The sequence below is a fragment of the Pseudorhodobacter turbinis genome (assembly GCF_005234135.1).
Classification (GTDB): Bacteria; Pseudomonadota; Alphaproteobacteria; order Rhodobacterales; family Rhodobacteraceae; genus Pseudorhodobacter; species Pseudorhodobacter turbinis.
In genome coordinates this window covers 379,830-404,330 of the sequence record NZ_CP039964.1, presented here as the reverse complement: position 1 = coordinate 404,330, position 24,501 = coordinate 379,830, and the positions used below count along the sequence as shown (strand labels likewise).

Here is a 24,501-nt window from a genome sequence, read left to right as displayed (position 1 = left end):
CGCCAAACATATCTTTGTCCTCCAACATGGGCTATCCATGATGGTCTTGATCACGCGGAAGGGAGGCATCGCCACTACCAGACCTTGTCGGCCTCCTCGTGCTCAAACGCTGATGCCATCTCATTGATCTCTCGCTCTGGCGCGCCAAGACCGCGGGCAACTTCGCGCCAGCCTTTCGTGGCCTCGGCCATCGTTCGCATGAGCAATGCGTTGGCCGCAGCATAAAGAGTTGCACGAACATCTCGATCTCCTGCCTTTGATATTCGGCCAGGATCGGCCTTTTCGGACCTTGCGCCAAACAGGGCGCGTTTGAAGTCAGCGACCAGTTTCTCCAACTGATCAATACGATCCTGCTTGCGCAGATTGCGATCCTCTGATGCGACAAGAAGCGCCTTCAGGGTCTCAACATCATTGGGGAGATCTGCAGGTTTGGACATGGGGAATGGCTATCGTTTCCTGCACCTCAATACCTCTGCAAAAGATAGCCTGATTCACTCTGCCGCAGTGGGGGGACGCACTGATATCAAAGGAGCCGCATCACATCGCGACAGGTCCAACTTCTAAGCCCTTGCATCACCGTCTATGCATCCATCATGTGCAACAAGCTGGCGTCTAAATTCAACTGGATAAGAGCATCCGGGCCAACATCCATAGCTACGTCCAGAATGCCATTAGCTTCAGCGAAACCGAAGGCTTGAAAATACAGGGAATCTCCGCCCACGATATCGAGATCTACAATCAAATCCTCGCCCGGGCCATCCGCAAATACGAATTCATCAGCGTCAACCACACCGCTTAGAATATCACTGTCGGCCATCCCGATGAGTATGTCCGCCCCGCTTGATCCGTGCAGAAAGTCCTCGGCTACGGCACCTGCGATGGCATCATTGCCCGCCTGTGCGTCGGATGTACCCGTCTGCACCAAGTCGCCGTGGTACCTCATGGTATCGATATCAGTGTTCCAAGTCACATCACCAAGGATGCCCCCGCCTGAAAGGGCTGAAAAATCCACCAACATGGTCGTATAGAGATCCCCTTCCGCAGGACTTCCAACCAGATTGACAATACCCGAGTATGTGACGGTGACGGCACCGCCCATATCTTCATAGTAGCCCAAGAACTTAAACTCATAGCCAAAACTGGAACCCGGCGTGGAGCCTCCGAGGGGATTATCATCAAGCGTGTCCGTCGTATCGAATACTGAACTGGCTGATGTGAGATTAATTTGAAGGGACGCCAAATTCTTGGTCACCGTCAATTCATGTTGGCTCCACCCATAATCCATAGTGATGTCGATGCCTCTTGCGCCACCGAGGGTGTAGGCATCGAAAGCTTCCCAAGTGAGGTTCTCGACAGAGCCGTCAGCGTAAGTTGCAACAATCAGCGCGCCAGCCAAATCCACGCCACGCGAAGAGGTATCATCGCGGATACCGTAAACCGTTTCACTTGGGTCCGTGTCCAGTCTTACGATCTCAATGACGGGCACGACCGGCTCTGCGGTATCAACCGGGTCTACCGGATCGACACCACTTATTGTTTGCCAAACAGCATCCGTTTCAGACACAACAAGCTCATGTTCTGAGCGGCTTACTTCGACACCTGCGCTATCAGAGCCGATGACTGAGATTTCGTAAATATGGTCTCGGTCATAGTCCCAGACCTCAGCGTAAGACGGGGTGAACCAGTTTTGATAGCTGACCTCACCGGTTGCCGCGTCTATCTGGAAAATCGCGGCATCTTCGCCAGCCAGCGTGTAGGTAATTGCATCACTCGGGCCGATAGAATCAACGGGGTCACTGCCGTCGACCGTCCGCCAAACAGCATCCGTTTCAGACACAAAAAGCTCAAGCTCTGCGCGACTGACTTCGACACCTGTGCTGTCAGCGCCAATGACCGAGATTTCGTAAATATGGTCTCGGTCAAGGTCCCAAACCTCAGCGTAAGACGGGGTGAACCAATTTTGATAGCTGACCTCACCGGTTGCCGCGTCTATCTGGAAAATCGCGGCATCTTCGCCAGCCAGTGTGTAGGTAATTGCACTACTTGGATCGACGGGGCCTACCGGATTCGTTCCCTCTGCCGCCCGCCAAATAGCATCAGCCTCCGACACAACGAGTTCAAGACCTGTGCGGCTAACCTCAGCACCTGTACCATCTGTTTCGATGACCGAGATTTCGTAAATATGGTCTCGGTCAAAGTCCCAAACCTCAGCGTAAGACGGGATGAACCAATTTTGATAGCTAACCTCACCGGTTGCCGCGTCTATCTGGAAAATCGCGGCATCTTCACCAGCCAGCGTATAGGTAATTGCACTACTTGGATTGATCGGGGCAATTGCGCCACCTCCGTCGATAGTTCGCCAGACAGCATCTGTTTCCGACACCACAAGCTCAAGCCCTGCTCGGCCAACTTCGACCCCCGCGCCATTTGATCCAATGACCGAGATTTCGTAAATATGGTCTCGGTCAAGGTCCCAAACCTCAGCGTAAGACGGGGTGAACCAGTTTTGATAACTGACCTCGCCGGTCGCCGCATTTATTTGGAATATTGCCGCATCTTCGCCGCTCAGAGAGTAAGAAATTGCGTTGGGCAGGTTAACAATGGGCATACTGGTCCTCAAGAACTGATCCACCGTCTATCTGCGCTAGTTTTGGAATTAGAGCCAGAAGAACGACGGAGAATTGTGTAAAATTCCCGATTTATTTTTTTCTCTTTTTCTTTTTAGATACTTACAAAAACGCGTAGGGAAGCGGGTTGTTGATGCAATAGAAATAGAATCCACCTACAGCGCGAACTGTTTCTTTGCGGACATCGTAATTCACCAGCGTCCCTTATCCTGATGCAATCCTATTCCACTCTAAGAGCATTGATCTGTATGATTCTTAGAGTGAACTTGTGCGCCAATCTGCGCAGATCAAAACAGATCATTCACAAAAAGGGTAATCCCCCCCGAAAGTAAGGGGCTGCGGAAGTAGAATTTTCTCGGCAAGATGAACGAGGAGATTTTGAATGAAAATGACCAGATATAGCGAACCCCAGATCCTTGCGATCCTGCGCCAAGCCGAAGGTGGTGTGCCGGTGGCCGAGCTTTGCCGTGAACATGGCATGAGCAATGCGTCGTTTTACAAATGGCGTGCGAAGTATGGTGGCATGGATGCATCCATGGTCAGCCAGATGAAAGCCATGGAGGAAGAGAACCGCAGGCTGAAGCGGATGTATGCAGATCTGAGCATGCAGGCGGACTTATTGAAGGAAGCCCTCGGAAAAAAGTAACGGGGCCATCTCAGCGCCGCGAGATGGCCGAAACGGCGGTAGAGCGACGGGGCGTCAGCATCGCGCTGGCGTGCCGGGCCTTCGAGGTCAGCGAGACCTGCTATCGTTACAGCCCGAAGCTGAAAGACGAGAACGAGGTGATCGCCGATCTGCTGACAGGGCTGACGGATGCGCGCAAGACTTGGGGATTTGGCCTGTGTTTCCTGCATTTGCGCAACGTGAAGGGGCATCCGTGGAACCACAAGCGGGTCTACCGGATCTACTGTGAGCTGGAACTGAACCTGCGCATCAAGCCGCGCAAGCGGCTGAAACGGGAGAAGCCTGACGTTCTGGCGGTCCCGAACAGACCGAATGTGACCTGGTCCATGGACTTCATGGCGGATCGCCTCGGCGACGGCAGGGCTTTTCGGCTTTTGAATGTGTTGGACGACTTCAACCGCGAAGGGCTGGGGATCGAGGTTGATTTCTCGCTCCCTGCCGAACGGGTCATCCGCAGCCTTGATCGCATTATCGAATGGCGCGGAAAACCGGGCACGATCAGGGTCGACAATGGGCCGGAATATATCAGCGAAACACTGAGAAAATGGGCTGAGAAACATAGTGTTACGATCCAGCACATCCAACCCGGACAGCCCCAGCAGAACGCCTATGTCGAGCGCTACAACCGGACGGTTCGGCATGAATGGCTGGATCAATACATCATCGAAAGCATCGAGGAGGCTCAGGATCAGGCCACACAATGGCTCTGGACATATAACAACGACCGCCCGAACATGGGCATCGGCGGCATCACACCCGCTATGAAACTGAAAATGGCCGCGTAAGTTCTACAGATGCACCCCGTTAAAAAGGGGGCGATTACCCAATGCCCTCGGCATCCCGCCGGTCCGTCTTGATTGGCATCGCCTTCAGGGCGCCTTTTACCTGGCGGGTTTCCATCAGGACGACTTCAAGCCCTGCAACGCTCATTGCGCGATGTAACCATTGAGACAATGGGCCAGCCTCGAGCCCAATGGCGGCAATAGTGCCGTCCTGTTCGCGGGCCCAACGCACCAATTCTTCAGGTTCACTGGCGACCTGCGCTTCTTTCACGATCTTGCCATGCTCGCTGATCACGCAAATTGCGGTCTTTGCCAGCGATACATCCAACCCAACAAACAGTCTCATCCTGTAGCCCTCCATGTGGATCCAATACGGGATGGTCGACAAATTGCCCCTGATCTTGCAAGCGGTAACAGGCAGTGTGCAACGCAGGCCCCGTTACGGCATCTCATAACCAAAATATGAAGGTTGCAGCGAGAGCGATGGCAGACAGGAATACCTTTGGGCAGCGATCGTAGCGAGTTGCCACGCGCCTCCAGTCTTTCAAACGACCAAACATGATCTCAATCCGGTTGCGTCTTTTGTAGCGACGCTTGTCGTACTTGATAACTTTGTCGCGTGACTTCCGGCCAGGGATGCAAGGAGTTATGCCCATATTCACAAGGGCTTCACGGAACCAATCCGCATCATAGCCACGATCCCCGAGCAGCCAGTCGGCGGCTGGAAGGCCACTCACAAGAGCTCTTGCTCCAGTGTAATCGCTCACCTGACCGGCTGTCATGAAGAACCGAATTGGTCGCCCCATCGTGTCAGTCACAGCATGCAGCTTTGTGTTCATACCGCCTTTGGTGCGCCCGATCAGGCGTCCACGCCCCCCTTTTTGACCGACAAGCTGGACGCTGTCCGGTGGGCTTTGAGGTAGGTCGCGTCGATTGAAATGGTTTTGTTGTCAGGCGCTTCAGCGGCAAGACCCTCCATGATCCGGGCAAATACTCCCATATCGCTCCACCGTTTCCAACGGTTATAGAGCGTCTTGGCCGGACCGTACTCCTTGGGTGCATCACACCAGCGTAAGCCGTTGCGATTGATGAAGATAATGCCACTGAGCACCCGCCGGTCATCTACGCGTGGCACACCATGGCTCTTTGGAAAGTAGGGCCGAAGCCGCGACATTTGATCTTCGTTAAGCCAGAAAAGATTGCTCATATAACCCCCCGCAGTTGGGGGGCTTGAATCATGCCGAACTGACAACCTCAACCGAATTAACGGGTCCTGAGCCTAAACAGCCAGCCGATGGGGTTTTACGCCCCCGCCCAGCTGGTGCGCGACGCGCGCGATCGTGGGGTCGAGGTGCGCCCCATCTCGGTCAACCACTCCGATTGGGACTGCACGCTCGAACCCCGTCCCGATGGCGCCTTGGCTCTGCGGTTAGGCTTTCGCCAGATCAAAGGCTTGCGGGCCGAGGATGCCGCGTGGATCACCGCCGCCCGCGCCAATGGCTACCCCGATGTGGAAAGCCTTTGGAGCCGTGCGGGAGTCAAACCAGACACGTTGGAGCGTCTGGCCGAGGCCGACGCCTTTGCCGCCCTAGGCCTGACCCGCCGCGATGCGCTGTGGGCTGCCAAGGCACTGAAAGCCCCAGCCCCCCTGCCGCTGTTCGGCAATGATGGTGAGGGTGGCATTGAACCCGATGTTGCCTTGCCGCAGATGACCTTGGGCCAAGAGGTGATCGAGGATTACCTGTCGCTGCGCCTGTCTTTACGCGCCCATCCGATGGAACTGCTGCGCACGCGTCTGCCTGAGTCCCTGCCCCATGACCGCCTTGCCAATACCAAAGGCCGCGCTACCATCACCGGCCTCGTCATCACACGCCAACGTCCCGGAACGGCATCGGGTGTGATTTTCCTGACGCTGGAAGACGAATCCGGCACCGCCAATGTGATCGTCTGGAAGCAAGTCTATCAGGCGTTTCGCAAGGCCGTGATTGCGGGCCGTTTGGTCCGCGTGACTGGCCGCATTGAACCGCCCCGGGTTTACCGGAGAGTAAAACTCTCCAAGGATAACCCTTATGACACAACGCAAACATATCCCGTCTTATACGGCTGAGTTCCGCGCGCGCGGCGTTCGGCTTTTCAATGAACAACGCTCGGAATATCGCAGTGACAATGCTGCTTATCAGGCAATTGCACCCAAGCTGGGCTGTGCTCCTGATAGCCTGCGGGGATGGTGCCGTCAGTCTGAACGCGATGCTGGTGCCCGCAACGGTCCCACCTGTGAGGAGAAGGCCCGGATCAAAGAGCTTGAGCGTGAGGTTCGGGAACTGCGCCAAGCAAATGAGATTCTGAAGAAGGCTTCTGCGTATTTTGCTCAGGCGGAACTCGACCGCCCGTTCAGGAAATGATTTCATTCATTGAAGATTACCGCACGGACTTTGGTGTCGGGTCGATCTGCAAGATTTTGCGGGTCGCACCATCGTCCTACTATGCAAATTCGGCGATCAGACGAGATCCCCGGCTCGCCTCAAACAGGGCGCGCCAAGACGTAACGGACAGCGTGGAAATCCGGCGCGTTCACGATGAAAGTCGTGGCCGCTATGGCGCCAGAAAGGTCTGGCACCAACTGCGCCGTGAGAGCAAGGACATCGCCCGATGCACTGTCGAACGCTTGATGAAAGTTATGGGATTACAGGGCGTTGTTCGCGGCAAGCCAGTCATCACGACGAACCCCGATGCCTCTCAGCCGTGTCCGGACGATAAAGTGAACCGCGAATTCAAAGCACAATCCCCAAACCAGCTCTGGGTCAGTGACTTCACTTATGTTTCCACATGGCAGGGCATGGTTTACGTCGCATTTGTTGTCGACGTCTTCTCTCGAAGGATCGTCGGCTGGCGGGTCTCAACATCGATGACAACAGCCTTTGTGCTCGATGCCTTGAACCAGGCGATCTGTCAGCGCAGCCCTGAAAAAGGCGGCGGGTTGATACATCATTCCGACCGCGGATCTCAATATTTGTCCATTAAATACACTGAGCGATTGGCGGACGCTGGGATCGATCCATCTGTCGGAACCGTGGGAGATTCCTACGATAATGCCCTCGCTGAAAGCATCATTGGCCTGTTCAAAACTGAGGTTACAAAGTTGCTCGGCCCATGGAAATCAATGGGCCAGCTTGAATGGGAAACGCTGAAATGGGTCGATTGGTACAACACCAAGCGCCTGCACAGTGCCATCGGATATGTCACGCCGCATGAAGCAGAGGAGATGTTCTATGCAACCTTGAACCCAAATGAAAAAGCAGCCTAACATTCGAAACAAACGCTCTCCGGCAAACAAGGGGCGGTTCACATTCTGAGTCCCGGTATATCCGACGTACTCGAACCCCGGCTTCCCACTCGACGGAAATCCATCAGTCAGGTGTGGGCGCAGTGGAGGGGCATAATTTGCGGAATCACTGGTTCACTTACAACTTGGTCACATTTCGAGAGGAACCAATTTTCCAGTTACGCATTTAGATACCGAGCGCCGCATTGTTAGCGCGTTTAACTCCGCACCAAAAGGTGCGGCGAGTCCTAACTAAGGAGATATTCGATGAATTGGGATCAAGTTCAAGGCAAGTGGAAAGAAATGTCTGGCAACGTTAAAGCCAAATGGGGCGATATGACAGACGACGAGCTCACAGAGATAGATGGCAACCGCGAAGCCCTCGAAGGAAAAATTCAGGCAAAATATGGCAAGTCTAAAGAACAAGCAAAAGCGGAAGTTGATTCGTTTTTGAGCGATCACTAAGTTTTAAGGCCGAGAGATGATCCTTCGTTTTTCGGCCTTTTACCCGCGCATTAAATAACAGAAAGTAAATCCAATGCTTGGCACAATACTCGTCGTACTTCTCGTACTTTTACTTATTGGGGCGTTGCCTAGATGGGGTCACAGCGCAAATTGGGGTTACGGCCCAAGCTGAGTAGTCGGGATCACCGTGATCATCTTGTTAATTCTTGTTCTGGCGGGCAGAATTTAATCAGCAGATACCAATTTACGGCTTATCTAAAAGCTATAATCGAGGGATGGGTTGGCGATGGTGGCCCGAGCGGGATGGCTTGCACATAGGCAGTTGAATCTTGGCCAGTGATTGTGAGTGACTTGAGAGTGGTAGTGCGTAAATTGCCCAGTGGCATTCTTAAAAATCCAATCGCGGGGTCCTGCGCGGCATAGCCAAGAAGCACACATTCGTCAAATGCAACTGTAATGTGATATTCTTGAACTGGCTTTATTTTGCAGGTCAGGCCTTAATACTTAATACATTGAGTGGCAGGGGTGCCGCTAGGTGCAGCACTATCTCTTGCCACAGATCCGACGTTCCAAGCGAACACTGCAAACACGGGGGTAATAATGTTCTTTGATGGCTCGCTCGCAGACGCCATAGCAAAGGGCTCATTGTTGAGCACTTTTGGGTTGGCGTGGATCATTCTACTGGTCCGCATCGTCGGGCTTAGGTCTTTTTCGAAAATGACGAACTTTGACTTTGTCATGACGGTTGCGATGGGCTCTTTGCTGGCGGGGGCTTCTCAATCCGAAACCTGGCCTGGCCTATTGCAAACCCTCACTGCGATGGGGTGTCTGTTTGCAGTGCAGTTTGGCGTCTCCGGTCTGCGCCAGCGATACCCAGGTTTTGACGATCTTGTTCAAAATACGCCAATCCTCCTTATGAAAGATGGTACGGTTTTGCACGATGCGCTGATCAAAACCCGTGTGTCAGAGGAAGATTTGATTGCCAAATTACGGGAAGCCAATGTGCTCAGTCTTTCGAGCGTGCGGGCTGTAGTGCTCGAAACCACTGGGGATATTTCGGTCCTTCATGGCCGATATCTCGAAGAAAATCTTCTGAATGGTGTTGCCCACACATAGCGACGAACCCGAGTTTTGCGACCAATCAGAGGGCCAAATGGCAGAGGACACGTTTTTTCAATTTAGCGATTATCATGTGATATTGGCCGTAGTCGGAGCTATTGTCATCCTGTCGCGCTGGTTTCCACGCTTGGTATCATCGCGCGAGCCTGCTGCCGCCCCTTTGATGATACTGTTCGGCGCTTTGGCCGTAGTTCTTTTCCCCGACGTTCCTTTTCCACCTGACCCGCGTATTGCCCCCAAGCTTTGGGAAGTTGTCGCCGAGATCACCGTCATCGTCGCATTGTTTGGAACGGGGATGCGGGTAGACAGCATTGGGCCTTTCAAGAAGTGGATACCAACCGGTCGGCTTCTCATCGTTGCAATGCCACTCACGATCTTGGCGATTTCGTTCTTGGGGAGCGCATTGGCGGGCTTGACGGCTGCCGGAGCTGTCATCCTCGCTGCGGTGCTTGCCCCCACAGATCCTGTTTTGGCAGCAGACGTTCAAATTGCTCCACCGCAGGAAGGTGAGGAGCATCCGGTCAGGTTCGCGCTGACGACCGAAGCGGCCCTTAACGACGGCCTGGCATTTCCCTTCGTCTATTTGGGCTTGGTCATTGCCGCACAGGGGCTTTCGGTTTCGGACTGGGGTCTCAAATGGCTGCTGCAAGATGTTGCGTATAGGATCGGCGTGGGAACACTGATGGGCTGGGCTGGGGGCTGGCTGTTGGGGCAGATCCTATTCAATCTGCCGAAAAGCACTCGGGTAGCAGACACCGGATCTGGCGTGATTGCCATTGCGGGCGTATTCCTCTGCTATGGCTCCACGGAGTTGGTCGAGGGATATGGGTTCATCGCTGTGGCGGTGATGGGCCTTTCCCTCCGCCGCATTGAAAGCGATCACAGATATCATCGACACCTCCATGATTTTTCCGAATCAATTGAACACGCTTTGACGGCCACCTTACTTATCGCTTTGGGTGCAGTAATGCCCACTTTAATGGTGGACCTGGCATGGAACCACGTGATTGTTGCTGGAATCGCGCTTGTCCTTGTGCGCCCTCTGGCTGGATGGCTCTCCTTGACGAGGACTACTCTAAGCCCTCAAGATCGCGGAGTTGTTGCAATTTATGGCGTCCGCGGTATCGGATCTATCTACTATCTCGCCTATGCAGCGGGCCACGCTGATCTCACGGATTTGTCTGACTTGTGGATTATCACAGCCCTTACGATCTTCGCCTCAACCATTTTACATGGATTTACCGTGGGTTGGGCAATGGAAAAGATTGATCGTTAAGATGGGCGGCCCAAAGGGCCGTCCATGCTTTGATGTGCGTAGTCGCTATACCCGATCCCCAACCCGGAGGGCCGCGCAAGAGCTGACAAAGTCCGCGCAATCCATTTTATCCGAGAGCGTCATTACACCATCGTCAAACTTATCCACATGATCGTGCTGACGAAAGATTTCGGACGATACGGCTACCATTGTACATTCCTTTGCCTGATCAGGAAGAACCTCTCTTGACCCTATAATTGGCAAAGAAAATGGGGCGCCGCAAGGGCACCCCACATGGTTAACGATATGAACTCAGGGACATAACACTCGGAAGAACCCATATCAGCAGACTATGAAATCCACCCTAACAGCACGTTTTCCCTTGACGCCCGATTTCGCCGAATTTTGAAATTCGGACATAATTAGTCCGGGCTGAACAAGTCTTAGGCCATTGATTTCAGGCGTTTTAGTTGCGGATTTTCTCGCCATGTGTCGCAAGGTTTTGTATAATCACTTTAGAAACCTTGCAAATCCGGTCCTGCCAATGAAGCACCGCTCGCGCCTGCCTGAACAAGATGACCTCCTGCGTCCGCGCCTGGTCGAGATGATCGACCCGCGCCATGAGTTGGTGAAGCTGACGGCGCTGATCGACTGGGAGGTATTCGAGCGGGAATGGTCGGGTTTCTTCCCTTCCGCCACGGGGCGTCCGGCCACGTCGCCGCGCCTCGTCGCGGGGCTGCTCTATCTCCAGCATGCCTATCGGTTGTCGGACGAGGCCGTGGTCGCCCGCTGGGTCGAGAACCCCTACTATCAGCATCTCACGGGCGAGACATTCTTCCAGCACCGCCCGCCGATCAACCCGTCGTCTTTGACGCGGTGGCGCAATCGGATTGGTGAAGAAGGTGTGGAGTGGTTGTTGACCCAGACCATTGAGGCCGGACGCAAATCCGGAGCCATCGACGACGCCAGCTTGAAGCGCGTGGCGGTCGATACCACCGTGATGGAAAAGAACATTGCCCATCCCACGGACGCCAGGCTTTACGAACGGGCACGGGCGCAACTTGTCACCCTGGCGCAAGAGGCTGGAGTGGATTTGCGCCAGTCCTATGCCCGTCTTTCCCCAAGGCTGGCGATGCAGGTCGGCCGCTATGCCCATGCCAAGCAGTTCCGGCGCATGCGCAAGGCATTGAAAAAACTGAAAGGTTACACCGGCAGGGTCATGCGGGACCTCCGCCGCCACCTCGATGACATCGCCACTGGCCCGCTTCGCGACCAGATTATCGCCAAGCTTGCCCTGGTCTCGCAATTGCTGCACCAGCAGCCCAAGGGGAGCGACAAGATCTACGCTCTGCACGAGCCCGAAGTCGACTGCATATCAAAGGGCAAAGCGCGGGTGCCTTATGAGTTTGGCTGCAAGGTCAGCATCACCACGACGCTGGAGCAGGTGGAGATCCTGACTGATCAGCGCCCCGACTTGGCTGTGGTCGACCGTGGTTATCGTGGCCACGGTGTTGAGGCGACCCGCGTGCTGATCAGCGGATCTCGACGCGGCCTGACGCCTCGGCTGATCGCCGACCTCAGACGCCGCAGCGCCATCGAACCCGAAATCGGTCATATGAAATCCGACGGCCGCCTCGCGCGTTGTCCCCTGAAAGGCACCATCGGCGACGCCTTCTTCGCGGTGCTGTGCGGCTGCGGCCACAACATCCGAAAGATCCTGGCCCACCTCAGGGATCTTTTGGCTCTCATCATTGCAGTTATCCTGGTGACCTGCAGGCACCACCAGAGCGGCCAAGATCACCCGTTGGAAGCCTGACAGTGTTGTTCAGGCTCGACTAATTACGGCATCTGACATATGTACGGGATAATATAACAGCAGGAATGAACTGATGTAGATGTGGAGCGTAGTTGGGGTAAAATGGCCTTGTACAGGCCTTTTTTAATGCTGTCGCGCAAACGCACGGAAGGCCGAGACGTAACTGCGGCGCCCCCAAGAGTTAATCTTCATGCAATCAGGCGCGTGCGAAAGTCGATGACAAGCTCCTCGACCATGTAAGGCTTGGGGACAAAGGTGGCACTAAGCGGAAGTTCGTTAGCTGATGGCTGGCTCATGCCGGAGGTGATAACGATTTGTACGGTTGGCCAACGTTCGGATACAACATGGGCAAGGCCAAGACCATTGGTCGCCCCAGGCATATCGATGTCCGTAAAAATCAGCTCTATGTCCTCGTCCTGTTCCAGCATCTTCAAAGCGTCGGCGGCGTTTGCCGCCTCACGCACCTCCCAACCCTGATCTCTAAGGACATCAGCGGTGGAAATTCGAATGATTGCTTCATCCTCTACTAGCAAAACGATAGGCGTTAATGTCACTTTATGTCCTGCTCGTCTGAGGTTAGGTCGGGCATAGGCGCCTCCAATACACATTCAACGCCCGAAGTGTCAAATTGGATCCGAACAGTGCCATTAAAATCGCCCGCTAGAACTTGCTCGATCAAAACACGCCCAAACCCTCGGCGTGTCGGCGCGGTCACCTCAGGGCCGCCTGACTCTGTCCAAGACCAGCGCAACTGCTCTTCGCCGTCGCCGGACACAGATCTGGACCAAGCGATATTGACACGACCTTCGGGGACCGAAAGCGCCCCGTATTTCAAAGAGTTCGTCCCAAGCTCGTTGACAGCCAGTGCCAGCGACAATGCTTGCTTTGGCCCAAGTTGCACAAAGGGTCCTGCAAGATCGATGCGGGCGACGGGCAGTGGTACGGTGGCGACGCGAACCACGTCTGCGAGCACCGCAGACGTCCAGTGCGTGTTCGAAAGCAGTGAGTGCGCTTTCCCCAAAGCTTGAAAGCGTTCGCTCAATGTATTGCGTCCGGTTTCGATATCGGTGTTGCGCAAAGTCTGCGAAGCAATCGCCGAGACGGTCGCCAAGATATTCTTGATGCGATGCTCTAGTTCATGTGTCAGCATGATCTGGCGCTCTTCCGCAAGTTTCTCATGGGTCACGTCGCGCAATGCGCCATAGATCTTCGCGGGCGCACCGTCTTGGCCGCGCAGCACTTCTATGTGGCGCGCAATCCAGCGGATGTCATCGGTGCTAGCCCGTTTGATCCGATAGGTCGCGTCCAACGCGGCCGTTCCGGTAAGGCGAGACTGCGCGGTCGATATCAAGTGACGATCCTCTGGTACGACCAGCGCCTCAATGTCCTTTGCCGAGACAGGTCCCTCATTGGCGAGCCCGAACATTGTCCAGAAACTGTCGGAGGCAAGGATGCAGTCAGTCGCCAAGTCGATCTCGATCGAGGCGATGCCGGCCGCCTGCTGTGACAACCGCAGCCGCCGCTCGCTGTCCTGCAGCTGTTGGCGGTCGCGCTTTTGGTCCTCAATATCCGTATTGGTGCCGACCCAGCGGTGCGGTTCGCCGTCTTCGTCGCGCAACATCTCGGCGCGCGACAGATGCCAGCGCCACGTCCCGTCGGCCCGGCGCAGGCGAAATTCGATCTCATAAGACTCGCCGGTTGCGACGGCCTCGCCCCAGACCTCGACTGCTTCGGCAACGTCTTCAGGGTGCAAGAGCCTGACCCATGCGCCATGGTCCAGATCACCCCGCGCGGTCCCGCTGTATTCATAGACCCGGTCGTTAAACCAATCAAGTTGGCCATCCGGTCCGGCAGACCAGACGTGGTTAGGCATCGCTTCGGCGAAGGTGCGAAACTGGCGCTCGCTGACTTGCAACGCGCGTTCTGTTGCAATTCTTTCAGTGATATCAGTGCCCTGCACAAAAATACCGCCGACATAGCCATCAGCATCCCGCATTGGCTGGAAGATAAAATCAACAAACCGCTCGACGGCCGTGGCGTCGGAAGACCGCTTCAAAAGCACAGGCATTGCAGAGCCGATAAAGGACTCTCCTGTGTTATAAACGTTATCCAGCAACTCGTAGAACCCCTGCCCTACAAGCTCGGGCAAAGCGTTGCGGACAGGCAAGCCGACAACGTCTCGATGGCCGATCAACTGTCGGTAAGCGGCATTTGTGATTTCGAAACGGTGATTTGCCCCATCGAGCACGGCAATAAAACCCGGTGCTTGCTCGAACATCTGGCGCAAACGGTCGCGCTCGGCCGCCAGTCGACGTTCGGCTTTCACCTTAGCGGTTGTTTCAGTCACGATCGCAAAGACCCCGATAGGGCTGCCCGCATCGTCGATGACGGGCGAATAGTCCAGATCAAGCCACAGTTGCTCTGCAATGCCCTTGCGCAGAAGCGAAAACTCCTGATCCTTAAAACTCGTCGAGCCACCAGCCAAAACGGTTTTGAGAATGCCGTCATTGAACTCTGCAACTTCGGGCCAAGCTTCGCGCACAGGGGCCCCAAGCGACGCAGGGTGCCTTTTCAATGCAAACTCGGCATAGGCATCATTATAGATCATGATGCCCTCCTGACCCCAGAGCGTGACCATGGGTATCTTGGCGTGAAGGATCAGCGCGACCGCACTGCGAATATGCGCAGGCCAATCCGTCTTTGGTCCAAGCGAGGTGCTGGACCAGTCGAAAGCTCCAATCAGGGTTTTAAGGTCTACGTCGTTACTCAGCATCAAGGCCTCATGGTTAAATCAGAAAGCCCTGCTTCGAAAAGTAATTCCACAGGATTTAGCTGGTGCGATCCGCCTCGACATTAACATGTGAGGCGGGACGCGGTAGCTAAAACTTTCAGCGGGATGACGAAGGTTCAGCCGATGACATCGCTAATGTGCGTCTGGCAGGACCGCGCTAATGCACTGAGAAAGCATCTGCAAACTGTCGTGGCTCTGCTCCGGACGGTTCTTATACCCTCAATACAAAACCTGCTCTTTCCCCTTGAGAGCTCAGATTGTTCAAACCCGTTTGTCGACATGATCAGGATCTTTCGCATTTTTAATATCTGCCATGTCTTGTCCTTTCTGCGGCGGTTCGGCCATTTCGAAAATGTAGCCTATCCCACCCACCGTGGGGAGGAGGTCATTTCGATTCAGAAGGATTGCTTGGAACGTAACACGTGGTCGGGCGTTTGTCTGGACAGATCAAATCAACGGCAGGAGGCCAATATGACGATGAACTCCCTCAAAGACGTTTACCATGACCAACTTCAAGACATGTGGAGCGCCAACAAACAGTCGCTCGATATCGTCACAGCGCTAGGGCGTGCGGCGCACGACAAGGATCTGTCAAAAGCTTTGATTGCGGGGGCCAACGGCATCAACGATGGGATGGAGAAAATTGCGGAAATCTGCAATCAACACGGAATATCGCCAGATGGCGAGCATTGTAAAGGAATGCAGGGTTTGGCCACAGAGGCGAAAGCGCACGTGCTTGACGCGGATTTCGGCTCGGATGAGGTCCGTGATGCTGTAATCGTTACGCAGTACCAGCGCATGGTGCATTATGCGATTGCCGGTTATGGCTGTCTTGTTGCATTCGCCAATCGTCTCGATCAGGATGGAGACGGCGCGGTTTTGCAAACTTGCCTAGACCTCACCTATGATGGGGATCGAACGATGACCTCGCTTGTAACTGCTGGGGTTAGCCAAGCTGGAAACTCGGGTTCGTGCAAAGGCTGATTCCTAGGAATCAACCTATATGGCAACGATGGCCGGTAATGGCTGACGAAAATATGAAGAGGGGAGCGATCACGCCGCTCCCCCTTTTTTTACTTAACAGCATCTTTCGTGGCTGACGACATGGCGTTTTTTGGAGTTGATTAATCCGCCGCGTCTTGAATGGGGTCGGTGGTCTCACTTTTTGATGAATCTTCTCGACCTGCATGGTCTGGATCACCCTTTTCGCCAGGCTGATTTTTCAACTCAAAGTGCAGTTCGGAACCATCAAGGGGAAACGGCATCTCGGTGTCGTTGGAAATCGATTGGTGGTTTTTTTCTTTGTCGGACATTTATTGAGCTCCTGTTTTCCTGTGCATATGAGCACTTCGCAATGGTCTTTACGCACGATCAAAGACCACGTTTCAAAACGCGTCAGCTGCCAGTTAGTTCCCATAATCGGGATTTGAGCAAATTTAGGGTCAGGACTTCGGTAACGGGGACGTCTCAGTCAAGTGCTTTTTGACATACGCATCCGGCCGCATAGTTGCGGATTTGATGACAGTTGTTTTCTGAGCCGTTCTGCTTTCGCCACAGCCTTCTTTTGAGATCACCCCGGGTGCATGCTTCGGTCCGTGGTCAGCGCGATGGCTACCAACATGATGCTGGTTCAAATGCAATTCCGATGTGCCCATCTCATAGGCGTGCTCGATGTTGGTCGGCAACAGTCCGGAGCACGGCATCATCGGAACCACGTCCCTAGGGGACCTCGAAGGCCTGCAGTCAGGCGCGTGACGGCAGGAAAAGCAATTTTTTAGACCGCATGGGGCACGGCAGTGTCTGATCGAAAGTCTGTGTCATCAACCCACATCCGGTGCAGGATCACCCCGATGCGCCGGGCTAACGCGACCATGGCGCGCTTACCACCTCTGCGGCGGGCGACTTGCGCTGCCCATGTTCTCAGCCAGGTCGAACGCCCGCGGTGCAACATCACGGTCGCAGCCTGACATAGCGCGCGACGCAGGTTGACATCACCTGCCTTGGTGATGCCGCCTGAGACATCGCGTTCGCCCGACTGGTTGCGTGATGGTGTCATGCCGACCCACGGGCCAACATTCTTGGAAGATGTGAACCGGGTGGGATCATCGACGGCTGATCTGTAGGTTAGCGCGACAACAGCTCCCACTCCAGGCATCGACATAAGTCGACGACAGACTGGGTCATCCTGAGCCATCTGACGGACAAGGCGTTCCAATCCCGCCAGCTCCTTTCGCAAGGATGCCCGTGCCAGAAGCATAGGGCCTGTCGCGGCCTCCAGCATCGAATTACCGTCCGCCAATTCGCGGATTCGGTGTTCATACCTGCCCCGAGAGATAGCACCAACTTTCAACCCAAAGTTCCGCAACAGCCCACGCATAGACATTTCTAGGGCGATCATACCTTGCTGGATGGCCTTTCGGGCACCGAGCACGGCACGAACTTCTTGCGCCGAGACGGATTTGCAGTGAACGGGCCGGAACCAGCCAAGGTGAAGCAGGCGCGCAATGCCCTCGGCATCCCGCCGGTCCGTCTTGATTGGCATCGCCTTCAGGGCGCCTTTTACCTGGCGGGTTTCCATCAGGACGACTTCAAGCCCTGCAACGCTCATTGCGCGATGTAACCATTGAGACAATGGGCCAGCCTCGAGCCCAATGGCGGCAATAGTGCCGTCCTGTTCGCGGGCCCAACGCACCAATTCTTCAGGTTCACTGGCGACCTGCGCTTCTTTCACGATCTTGCCATGCTCGCTGATCACGCAAATTGCGGTCTTTGCCAGCGATACATCCAACCCAACAAACAGTCTCATCCTGTAGCCCTCCATGTGGATCCAATACGGGATGGTCGACAAATTGCCCCTGATCTTGCAAGCGGTAACAGGCAGTGTGCAACGCAGGCCCCGTTACGGCATCTCATAACCAGAATATTACTGTTGCGGCGAGAGCGATTGCTGACAGGAAGACCTTTGGGCATCGGTCATACCGGGTTGAGACACGTCGCCAGTCTTTGAGCCTGCCGAACATCCTTTCGATGTGGTTGCGGCGTTTGTATCGGCGCTTGTCATACTTGACGGTCTTCTTGCGCGACTTGCGTCCTGGGATGCAGGGCTTTGTGCCTTTATCGACAAGGGTTTCACGGAACCAATCGGCATCATACCCTCGATCAGCGAGAAGCCATTCGGCTTTTGGCAGGCCGTTCATCAAGGCCGCAGCGCCAGTGTAATCGCTCACTTGGCCTGCGGTAATGAACAGGCGGACCGGGCGACCGCTGGTGTCAGAGGTGGTCCTGCTTTTTCGATCAGTTTTCAGCCTTGTTAAGATGGATCAGGGTTTCATTTAGGCTGCTAATCTCATTGGTTCTGTTTTGCTGGCATAAGCCTCATCGGGGGTCAATTTGCCGCTTGTTGAATGCGGTCGTTCGGCGTTGTAGTAACTCAGCCCTTTGCTGATCCCCGCCCGCTTTTCTGAGCCTGTCTCAAAGGCGTGCAGATATCGACCAAATGCTGGCAAAGCCGACCCCGCACTTAGCCCAACGGGGCCCGCTCAACAGGTCCGCCAGTTCGGACCAAGGCAAACCCACTACTCGAATCCCCATAACACAACAAACGGCCCACCAAGCCCACCCCCGCGATTTCCCGCTTGAGCGCTTCTCCGACGCCAGGCAACGATCCGCGTCACTCAAACGTCCGCGCGGGGCGTCCGAGAAACCTACACCTTTCCGGACTTTGACCGGCCATCGCATGCCGCGCTGCAGCTTCTCGGAAACAGACATTAACTGATCTTCTAATTTTTTTATCTACAAGCGGCTCTCTATGCGCAGTTGCACGACCCGCACACTACATGTTAGCTGGGCCATACTCTGGCTTAGAGGCAATGCTGCGAACGGCCCTCATGCGATCAAATGCGCTTCAAAGAGCTCGATTGCGCATCGGGATCTTTGAGAAGTGCTTGTAGTTCCGCATTGCCACCAATCAGCATTTGATCGACGAAAATCATTGGGAAGGTCGCCCAGCCTGACCACATTTTGAGTGCCAGCCGTTTATGCCACTGTGACGTGTAGCTGCCATATTCCAGATAAGTGAATTCGATTCCAGCAACTTGCAGGGATTTGCGTGCCTTTTTGACGATGGGGTTTTGTTTCATACCGACAACGACAACACCATCCGCAGCGACCGCTTGGATGACCTCTTGCACTATGTCGCTATGATACGCGCTGACCGTTTCCTTGATGGCAGGGTGGATAGCGTCTGGGCTTAGCAATGGGCGCATCTCATAAACTTTCTGGTCATTCTGTCGGCTGGTTTTGCCTTACCTAAACATGCAGGATACCTAAAGCGCCAAACATATCTTTGTCCTCCAACATGGGCTATCCATGACGGTTTTGATCACGCGGAAGGGGGGCATAGCCGCTACCAGACCTTGTCGGCCTCCTCGTGCTCAAACGCTGATGCCATCTCATTGATCTCTCGCTCTGGCGCGCCAAGACCGCGGGCAACTTCGCGCCAGCCTTTCGTGGCTTCGGCCACCTCAGCAATGATGCGGTGCGCCTCTTTGGCTTCGAGAAGATAGTTCTCATGCTGGGCGCGATGCAGGTCAATGCTGGCATCGGGATTGTCATCGTTGACGTAGCTTTTGAGCACGCGGGGCTGATTTGGAACGGGGTTGATGTCGTAGGCCGGCGAAAGGTGCCAACCGCCCCTCCCCCGCAGAAACCCGTGATTGCGCATGTGATCATCTAGGTTCGCTACCAGAATGCTAAAGGCAACCCGCCGGAACAGCTCTTCGCGGTCCGCGTCCGGGGTCACGCTGACAGTGGTGATCACATCGGCAAGGTCCAGGTAGCTATAACTCTCGCCGTCCCGCCCGTTCAGCATGGCCATCGCCGAGATGAACGGCACCCTGCCCGCGTCGCTCCGGTCAAACCGTTGGGACATGAAGACCGGTTTCGAGCCGGCCATCTTAAGGCTATGTTCCGCGACTGTAATTCCCGCTCTGCGGGCCAGTCTCAGTGCGATAGCCTCCCAGCGTTCAACGCAGTATGTGTCTGTTTCCTTGGGAAACTTTGCAACCGAGAGACGCCCATGCTGATCAAGGATGCTGGCCTTTGGTCGGGCCCCGCCAAGTGAGGACCCCGGAGCAAAGAGCATGCGGAGGTCTTCGGCGGTCTCATTGCCACGCAAAACCCGCTGGGATGCCTGAAGCAGATCGCCCAAATTGAGCAGCGCCGGGACGCCAATTCCATCGCGCGCCTCGAACGCACCATCGACCTTGTAGCGCAGCGCCCCCAGCCGTGTTTCATCGTTGACGCCCAGCAGGTAGTCGGCCTCTTGAAGTGTTTTCGGCCGCCTGTCCTCGGCCTCGGCCAAACGCCCCTCATAGCGCCGCATGACCGTCCTGCCCCATGTGTCCGGCGCGGAATCCCCCAGCGGTGCCAGCATATCCTGACCTGCCTCGGGCACAAATTGACCCGCGCCTAAAGGCATCGCGGGGGAAAGCTCAAACGCATCGTCATCGGCGATCCAATCTGCGTGGTATGTAAACGAGACGCGCTCGCGGCCACGGCCGGGCACCCGGTGCAGCGTCCCGACACGGCGCAAACCCTTCCAGTCGATCCAGACCTCAACCATTCTTCATCCTCACCCGCTTTGGAAGATCATCAATCGACATCTGTTCACCAATCGGGTCCTCGATGCCGCCCCAGCCCTTCAAGAGCCCGAGCGCTTGCAGCACAGCCACATAGGTGCCGATCTTCACGGCAGGGTCTCCGCTTTCGATTTTAGCCAAGGTCTGACGGGTCGTTCCAGCACGCTGGGCGACGATTTCAGCCGTCAGCTTACGGCGCAACCGAGCCACCCGGATGCCCTCACCAAAGGCTTCAAGCTCTTTACGTGCGGCGCGGGGCACTATGATTGCGGTGGCCATAACGGTGCCTGTTGTAAACCTTACGTTTTATTATGTTACTATGGCTTAACATATACGTCAATTTAGTGCGACCACAACAGTCATCCAAAGACAAACGCCAAAGACCCGTATAATGTCACTTAAAGCAGACATTATAAAGCTCTGACCTCGAAGACGACAACGCAATGGACGCACCGCGACAAAGAAGACCTGGAAAAGGCCTTGCCCGATTAGACGACAAACGCGTTTACCGGATCTACTGTGAGCTGGAGCTGAACCTGCGGATCAAGCCAAAGAAGCGCCTGAAGCGTGACAAACCTGAGCCGTTGGCAGCGCCTGGCGTGCCAAACGAGACATGGTCGATGGGTTTCATGGCGGATCAGCTCGCAGATGGTCGTTCGATCCGAACACTAAACGTGCTGGATGACTTCAATCGCGAAGGCCTGTGCATATCCGCTTTGGGGGCAAAGGTCGTCCGAATTCCCGTGTCCAAGCATTGGACAAAAAAGAATCCGCCGAAGCGGATTTTCTTACAAGACAGCATTTTCGAAATTGTCAGTTGGGATGGGCGATCAGGTGCGGCTTACGCGATCGAATGGGGTCCAAATCCCACACTGAAAATCTGATACCAGAAACAGACGGCGCACTACCAACGCGACAGGCATCAAGGCTATCGGAAAAAATCCGAGCTACTATGTCGCCAGTGCTTCGTCCAGTCATCTTTGTTGCCCTGACAATGTCGACCAGATCTGTCTTGCTTGGATGCACGGCCGGTAACCTGTCAATTCGGCCTAAGAATGAATCCAGATCTCGGCGGGCAAAAGCCAGCTTGCCGATACCGTTTGACACATCAGTGTCGATCACTGGACTTATAACCTTTTCCCTATACAGACTTTCGGCTTGGGTCCGCGAGCATCCGATCGCCTCGGGCAATTGGTGCAATGACACACTGTCGATGATGTGGTAATCCCCCCCGAAAGTAAGGGGCTGCGGAAGTAGAATTTTCTCGGCAAGATGAACGAGGAGATTTTGAATGAAAATGACCAGATATAGCGAACCCCAGATCCTTGCGATCCTGCGCCAAGCCGAAGGTGGTGTGCCGGTGGCCGAGCTTTGCCGTGAACATGGCATGAGCAATGCGTCGTTTTACAAATGGCGTGCGAAGTATGGTGGCATGGATGCATCCATGGTCAGCCAGATGAAAGCCATGGAGGAAGAGAACCGCAGGCTGAAGCGGATGTATGCAGATCTGAGCATGCAGGCGGACTTATTGAAGGAAGCCCTCGGAAAAAAGTAACGGGGCCATCTCAGCGCCGCGAGATGGCCGAAACGGCGGTAGAGCGACGGGGCGTCAGCATCGCGCTGGCGTGCCGGGCCTTCGAGGTCAGCGAGACCTGCTATCGTTACAGCCCGAAGCTGAAAGACGAGAACGAGGTGATCGCCGATCTGCTGACAGGGCTGACGGATGCGCGCAAGACTTGGGGATTTGGCCTGTGTTTCCTGCATTTGCGCAACGTGAAGGGGCATCCGTGGAACCACAAGCGGGTCTACCGGATCTACTGTGAGCTGGAACTGAACCTGCGCATCAAGCCGCGCAAGCGGCTGAAACGGGAGAAGCCTGACGTTCTGGCGGTCCCGAACAGACCGAATGTGACCTGGTCCATGGACTTCATGGCGGATCGCCTCGGCGACGGCAGGGCTTTTCGGCTTTTGAATGTGTTGGACGACTTCAACCGCGAAGGGCTGGGGATCGAGGTTGATTTCTCGCTCCCTGCCGAACGGGTCATCCGCAGCCTTGATCGCATTATCGAATGGCGCGGAAAACCGGGCACGATCAGGGTCGACAATGGGCCGGAATATATCAGCGAAACACTGAGAAAATGGGCTGAGAAACATAGTGTTACGATCCAGCACATCCAACCCGGACAGCCCCAGCAGAACGCCTATGTCGAGCGCTACAACCGGACGGTTCGGCATGAATGGCTGGATCAATACATCATCGAAAGCATCGAGGAGGCTCAGGATCAGGCCACACAATGGCTCTGGACATATAACAACGACCGCCCGAACATGGGCATCGGCGGCATCACACCCGCTATGAAACTGAAAATGGCCGCGTAAGTTCTACAGATGCACCCCGTTAAAAAGGGGGCGATTACCAGGCTTCCTCGTGTCGGCCGAGGGCATTGAGCGCAACACCGAGACAATATCCATAATGCCCGCCATCAATATCATAAGCTTTCTGAAAACAGCGTACAGCTTCTGTCCAGTTTTCGTCATCTTGTGCCCAGTGGCCTAACCGATCCCAAACCAAGGCTGCTTTCTCCGGCACAATGTGACCTATATGTTTGTCAAAATCAGCTCGAAATCCCACAATATTCGGACTGATCAAGAAGCGCGGCGATAGCAGGGCAGCACAAGGTTGCCATGAAAGCCGCTGACACACTCAAGGCCGATCTGGACGCCATAGACCGTGCGCTGGTGCTGTGCGGCTACGATGGCATTCTTTTTACAGTGCATGTCCGCGATAGGTGTCAAAGAATTCAGACTTTAAGCCGCGCCTGAAATAATCACCGTTGCTTCGCGAATAACCGGAGGCATCCAGCAGATCCCATTTTCGTCTTCTAGGGCTACTGGATCACAGAGGCTGGGATTTTCGCATACCTCGTAGAGGGAATCGCACATTTGGCGTACCAACTCATGTTTTGAGATGAAGTGCCATTTTCCGTCGTCCTGACGCTGCTTAATTGTGGGCTGACGTTGCGCAGATATTTCAGCCAATCCGATAGCCTGCACGAAAATATCTAAAACGTTTTGAATATCTTGATTGCCAGACATAAATCTTCGGTATGACGTGATATTACTTAAGGCAGTCTCTACCTCATTCTTTTTCTGAGGACTAAATGTGAAATATTTTACAACGTCGAGGTTTTGCCGGATAAACCGAAGGTCGAACTTTCCAGCGCCTGCAAGCCTAACGCGGTCTACGTGTGCCAGCAAAAAATCTAACCATAGGCCTGCGACTAATCCACCCAAGCCAATAAGCGGATATAGTGCGGTATTGGATGAGGCAAAATCGGTTATCACACCCATAAAGCGATCCCAAGTTTGGCCAGCATTCTCGTACCAACCTTTTGCCTTGGCAACTTCGATAAAAAATTCACCAACCACGGCAATCACGATGACGAAAAGTATACTACTGAGTATAAAGGTGAGGATTTTTCGTACAACTGACCGTATGTAAATAACACTTCCACGAAATCCGCCATCCTCTGCGAGGTCCTCTGTCCCTAACCGCGCGATTATCGTCGTCATAGTCCGCAGGACCATCCACACTCTCCAAGTTAAATGTCATCTTCCGTGATAGGAGCCTGATCAGGCGCGTAAATCAAACTTCTTTTGCCTCTACAGTGTAGACCAGACATTGGCTGCATTGCAGAAACTTAGAAAATTGGGCTTCTTGCCGCCATTTACACCCTTCCAAAAACGACCGTTTTTGGAAGGGGTCGCAAAAGCGGACATTAAGACACTTGCGACGAAGGTCTGAAAGGTCCGCTCTGCCGACCTTCACCCACCGAAAATGCTGCACGGTGGACGAATGGCCGGTCTGGTGAAGCTGCACCGCAGCGCTCGGCAATGAAGCGAACGGTAGCTTCTCTAATTGGGTGTTTGGGTCAAGCTCATTTTCCTTCTTTCTTTCGGGTCATGTCACTCATCCGGGTCACGCTTCTCTTCGCAGTCT

The 24,501-nt window shown here is 54.6% G+C and carries 20 protein-coding genes, 5 pseudogenes and 1 other annotated feature; of the genes and pseudogenes, 11 read left to right on the top strand and 14 right to left on the bottom strand.

Going from position 1 to position 24,501, the window contains the following annotated elements:
- Positions 1-251 precede the first annotated feature (251 nt).
- A pseudogene (locus tag EOK75_RS21180) lies at positions 252-437 on the bottom strand (IS66 family transposase); the annotation flags it as partial.
- 143 nt (positions 438-580) lie between these two features.
- Positions 581-2,608 (bottom strand): hypothetical protein, encoded by a 2,028-nt coding sequence (locus EOK75_RS01815; protein WP_137192327.1) that lies wholly within the window; start codon positions 2,606-2,608, stop codon positions 581-583.
- A gap of 401 nt (positions 2,609-3,009) precedes the next feature.
- Here EOK75_RS01815 and EOK75_RS01810 point away from each other — a divergent pair.
- A protein-coding gene (locus EOK75_RS01810) for an IS3 family transposase (RefSeq protein ID WP_137192138.1) occupies positions 3,010-4,097 on the top strand; the annotation gives its coding sequence in 2 pieces (ribosomal slippage) (positions 3,010-3,271 and positions 3,271-4,097; 1,089 coding nt in all).
- 40 nt (positions 4,098-4,137) lie between these two features.
- On the opposite strand, the pseudogene EOK75_RS01805 reads toward EOK75_RS01810, so the two are convergent.
- Positions 4,138-4,440, bottom strand: a pseudogene (locus tag EOK75_RS01805) (IS110 family transposase); the annotation flags it as partial.
- Positions 4,441-4,543: 103 nt separating this feature from the next.
- Positions 4,544-5,301, bottom strand: a protein-coding gene (locus tag EOK75_RS01800) for an IS5 family transposase (protein ID WP_137192326.1) whose coding sequence is annotated in 2 segments (ribosomal slippage) — positions 4,544-4,983 and positions 4,983-5,301 — 759 coding nt in all. Because the reading frame shifts where the segments join, the coding sequence is not laid out codon by codon here.
- A gap of 72 nt (positions 5,302-5,373) precedes the next feature.
- Here EOK75_RS01800 and EOK75_RS01795 point away from each other — a divergent pair.
- From EOK75_RS01795 to EOK75_RS01765, 7 genes and pseudogenes are all read left to right on the top strand, one after another.
- A pseudogene (locus EOK75_RS01795) lies at positions 5,374-6,117 on the top strand (helix-hairpin-helix domain-containing protein); the annotation flags it as partial.
- A gap of 46 nt (positions 6,118-6,163) precedes the next feature.
- A protein-coding gene (locus EOK75_RS01790; protein WP_137192325.1) for an IS3 family transposase occupies positions 6,164-7,398 on the top strand; the annotation gives its coding sequence in 2 pieces (ribosomal slippage) (positions 6,164-6,458 and positions 6,458-7,398; 1,236 coding nt in all).
- Positions 6,451-6,567 (top strand) — a sequence feature (AL1L pseudoknot). Its footprint overlaps the gene before it by 117 nt.
- 285 nt (positions 7,399-7,683) lie before the next feature.
- On the top strand, positions 7,684-7,881 hold the full coding sequence (locus tag EOK75_RS01785; protein WP_137192324.1) for a CsbD family protein: 198 nt from the start codon (positions 7,684-7,686) through the stop codon (positions 7,879-7,881).
- 73 nt (positions 7,882-7,954) lie between these two features.
- Positions 7,955-8,053: a DUF3309 family protein gene (locus EOK75_RS01780; RefSeq protein WP_137192323.1), complete on the top strand. Its 99-nt coding sequence runs from the start codon at positions 7,955-7,957 to the stop codon at positions 8,051-8,053.
- Positions 8,054-8,481: 428 nt separating this feature from the next.
- Positions 8,482-8,997, top strand: a complete 516-nt coding sequence (locus tag EOK75_RS01775) for a DUF421 domain-containing protein (protein ID WP_137192322.1) — start codon at positions 8,482-8,484, stop codon at positions 8,995-8,997.
- Positions 8,998-9,034: 37 nt separating this feature from the next.
- Positions 9,035-10,276 carry a cation:proton antiporter gene (locus EOK75_RS01770; RefSeq protein WP_137192321.1) on the top strand — a complete coding sequence of 414 codons (1,242 nt, stop codon included), beginning with the start codon at positions 9,035-9,037 and terminating at the stop codon, positions 10,274-10,276.
- 523 nt (positions 10,277-10,799) lie between these two features.
- Positions 10,800-12,071 (top strand): IS5 family transposase, encoded by a 1,272-nt coding sequence (locus tag EOK75_RS01765; RefSeq protein WP_137192320.1) that lies wholly within the window; start codon positions 10,800-10,802, stop codon positions 12,069-12,071.
- Between the two features lie 188 nt (positions 12,072-12,259).
- Here EOK75_RS01765 and EOK75_RS01760 read toward each other — a convergent pair whose 3' ends face one another.
- Both EOK75_RS01760 and EOK75_RS01755 read right to left on the bottom strand, forming a co-directional pair.
- On the bottom strand, positions 12,260-12,625 hold the full coding sequence (locus EOK75_RS01760; protein WP_240793977.1) for a response regulator: 366 nt from the start codon (positions 12,623-12,625) through the stop codon (positions 12,260-12,262).
- Positions 12,622-14,844, bottom strand: a complete 2,223-nt coding sequence (locus tag EOK75_RS01755) for a PAS domain-containing sensor histidine kinase (protein ID WP_137192319.1) — start codon at positions 14,842-14,844, stop codon at positions 12,622-12,624. The genes EOK75_RS01760 and EOK75_RS01755 overlap by 4 nt, the downstream gene beginning before the upstream one ends.
- A 489-nt stretch (positions 14,845-15,333) precedes the next feature.
- Between EOK75_RS01755 and EOK75_RS01750 the strand changes: the two genes are divergently transcribed.
- Entirely contained in the window at positions 15,334-15,846 is a 513-nt protein-coding gene (locus EOK75_RS01750; RefSeq protein ID WP_137192318.1) for a DUF892 family protein, read from the top strand.
- Between the two features lie 140 nt (positions 15,847-15,986).
- Here the strand turns inward: EOK75_RS01750 and EOK75_RS01745 are convergent, their stop codons facing one another.
- The 7 genes and pseudogenes from EOK75_RS01745 to EOK75_RS01715 form a co-directional block, all read right to left on the bottom strand.
- Positions 15,987-16,175, bottom strand: coding sequence for a hypothetical protein (locus EOK75_RS01745; protein WP_137192317.1), 189 nt, complete (start codon positions 16,173-16,175; stop codon positions 15,987-15,989).
- A gap of 461 nt (positions 16,176-16,636) precedes the next feature.
- On the bottom strand, positions 16,637-17,668 hold the full coding sequence (locus EOK75_RS01740) for an IS110 family RNA-guided transposase (protein ID WP_137192047.1): 1,032 nt from the start codon (positions 17,666-17,668) through the stop codon (positions 16,637-16,639).
- 103 nt (positions 17,669-17,771) lie between these two features.
- Complete coding sequence (locus EOK75_RS01735) at positions 17,772-18,179, bottom strand: IS5 family transposase (RefSeq protein WP_276612527.1); 408 nt, start codon at positions 18,177-18,179, stop codon at positions 17,772-17,774.
- Between the two features lie 15 nt (positions 18,180-18,194).
- A pseudogene (locus tag EOK75_RS01730) lies at positions 18,195-18,350 on the bottom strand (IS3 family transposase); the annotation flags it as partial.
- Between the two features lie 405 nt (positions 18,351-18,755).
- Positions 18,756-19,127 carry a glutaredoxin gene (locus EOK75_RS01725; RefSeq protein ID WP_137192316.1) on the bottom strand — a complete coding sequence of 124 codons (372 nt, stop codon included), beginning with the start codon at positions 19,125-19,127 and terminating at the stop codon, positions 18,756-18,758.
- A 140-nt stretch (positions 19,128-19,267) separates the two neighbouring features.
- Complete coding sequence (locus EOK75_RS01720) at positions 19,268-20,485, bottom strand: type II toxin-antitoxin system HipA family toxin (RefSeq protein ID WP_137192315.1); 1,218 nt, start codon at positions 20,483-20,485, stop codon at positions 19,268-19,270.
- The gene (locus EOK75_RS01715) at positions 20,478-20,780 is read right to left on the bottom strand and encodes a helix-turn-helix domain-containing protein (RefSeq protein ID WP_137192314.1); all 303 of its coding nucleotides are present in this window, start codon (positions 20,778-20,780) and stop codon (positions 20,478-20,480) included. Before EOK75_RS01715 ends, EOK75_RS01720 begins: the two co-directional genes overlap by 8 nt.
- A gap of 218 nt (positions 20,781-20,998) precedes the next feature.
- Here EOK75_RS01715 and EOK75_RS01710 point away from each other — a divergent pair.
- Both EOK75_RS01710 and EOK75_RS01705 read left to right on the top strand, forming a co-directional pair.
- Positions 20,999-21,211 (top strand): annotated as a pseudogene (locus EOK75_RS01710) (IS3 family transposase); the annotation flags it as partial.
- Positions 21,212-21,792: 581 nt separating this feature from the next.
- Positions 21,793-22,880, top strand: a protein-coding gene (locus EOK75_RS01705) for an IS3 family transposase (protein ID WP_137192138.1) whose coding sequence is annotated in 2 segments (ribosomal slippage) — positions 21,793-22,054 and positions 22,054-22,880 — 1,089 coding nt in all. Because the reading frame shifts where the segments join, the coding sequence is not laid out codon by codon here.
- A gap of 429 nt (positions 22,881-23,309) precedes the next feature.
- On the opposite strand, the gene EOK75_RS01700 is transcribed toward EOK75_RS01705, so the two are convergent.
- The gene (locus EOK75_RS01700) at positions 23,310-24,074 is read right to left on the bottom strand and encodes a hypothetical protein (RefSeq protein ID WP_137192313.1); all 765 of its coding nucleotides are present in this window, start codon (positions 24,072-24,074) and stop codon (positions 23,310-23,312) included.
- Between the last annotated feature and the right edge of the window lie 427 nt (positions 24,075-24,501).

Bases quoted from the DNA above. Each gene is read 5' to 3' on its own strand.
- EOK75_RS01770 (WP_137192321.1), top strand. From the start codon at position 9,035: ATGGCAGAGGACACGTTTTTTCAATTTAGCGATTATCATGTGATATTG.
- EOK75_RS01720 (WP_137192315.1), bottom strand. From the start codon at position 20,485: ATGGTTGAGGTCTGGATCGACTGGAAGGGTTTGCGCCGTGTCGGGACG.
- EOK75_RS01815 (WP_137192327.1), bottom strand. From the start codon at position 2,608: ATGCCCATTGTTAACCTGCCCAACGCAATTTCTTACTCTCTGAGCGGC.
- EOK75_RS01775 (WP_137192322.1), top strand. From the start codon at position 8,482: ATGTTCTTTGATGGCTCGCTCGCAGACGCCATAGCAAAGGGCTCATTG.
- EOK75_RS01715 (WP_137192314.1), bottom strand. From the start codon at position 20,780: ATGGCCACCGCAATCATAGTGCCCCGCGCCGCACGTAAAGAGCTTGAA.
- EOK75_RS01740 (WP_137192047.1), bottom strand. From the start codon at position 17,668: ATGAGACTGTTTGTTGGGTTGGATGTATCGCTGGCAAAGACCGCAATT.
- EOK75_RS01745 (WP_137192317.1), bottom strand. From the start codon at position 16,175: ATGTCCGACAAAGAAAAAAACCACCAATCGATTTCCAACGACACCGAG.
- EOK75_RS01725 (WP_137192316.1), bottom strand. From the start codon at position 19,127: ATGCGCCCATTGCTAAGCCCAGACGCTATCCACCCTGCCATCAAGGAA.
- EOK75_RS01785 (WP_137192324.1), top strand. From the start codon at position 7,684: ATGAATTGGGATCAAGTTCAAGGCAAGTGGAAAGAAATGTCTGGCAAC.
- EOK75_RS01700 (WP_137192313.1), bottom strand. From the start codon at position 24,074: ATGACGACGATAATCGCGCGGTTAGGGACAGAGGACCTCGCAGAGGAT.
- EOK75_RS01765 (WP_137192320.1), top strand. From the start codon at position 10,800: ATGAAGCACCGCTCGCGCCTGCCTGAACAAGATGACCTCCTGCGTCCG.
- EOK75_RS01750 (WP_137192318.1), top strand. From the start codon at position 15,334: ATGACGATGAACTCCCTCAAAGACGTTTACCATGACCAACTTCAAGAC.
- EOK75_RS01755 (WP_137192319.1), bottom strand. From the start codon at position 14,844: ATGCTGAGTAACGACGTAGACCTTAAAACCCTGATTGGAGCTTTCGAC.
- EOK75_RS01780 (WP_137192323.1), top strand. From the start codon at position 7,955: ATGCTTGGCACAATACTCGTCGTACTTCTCGTACTTTTACTTATTGGG.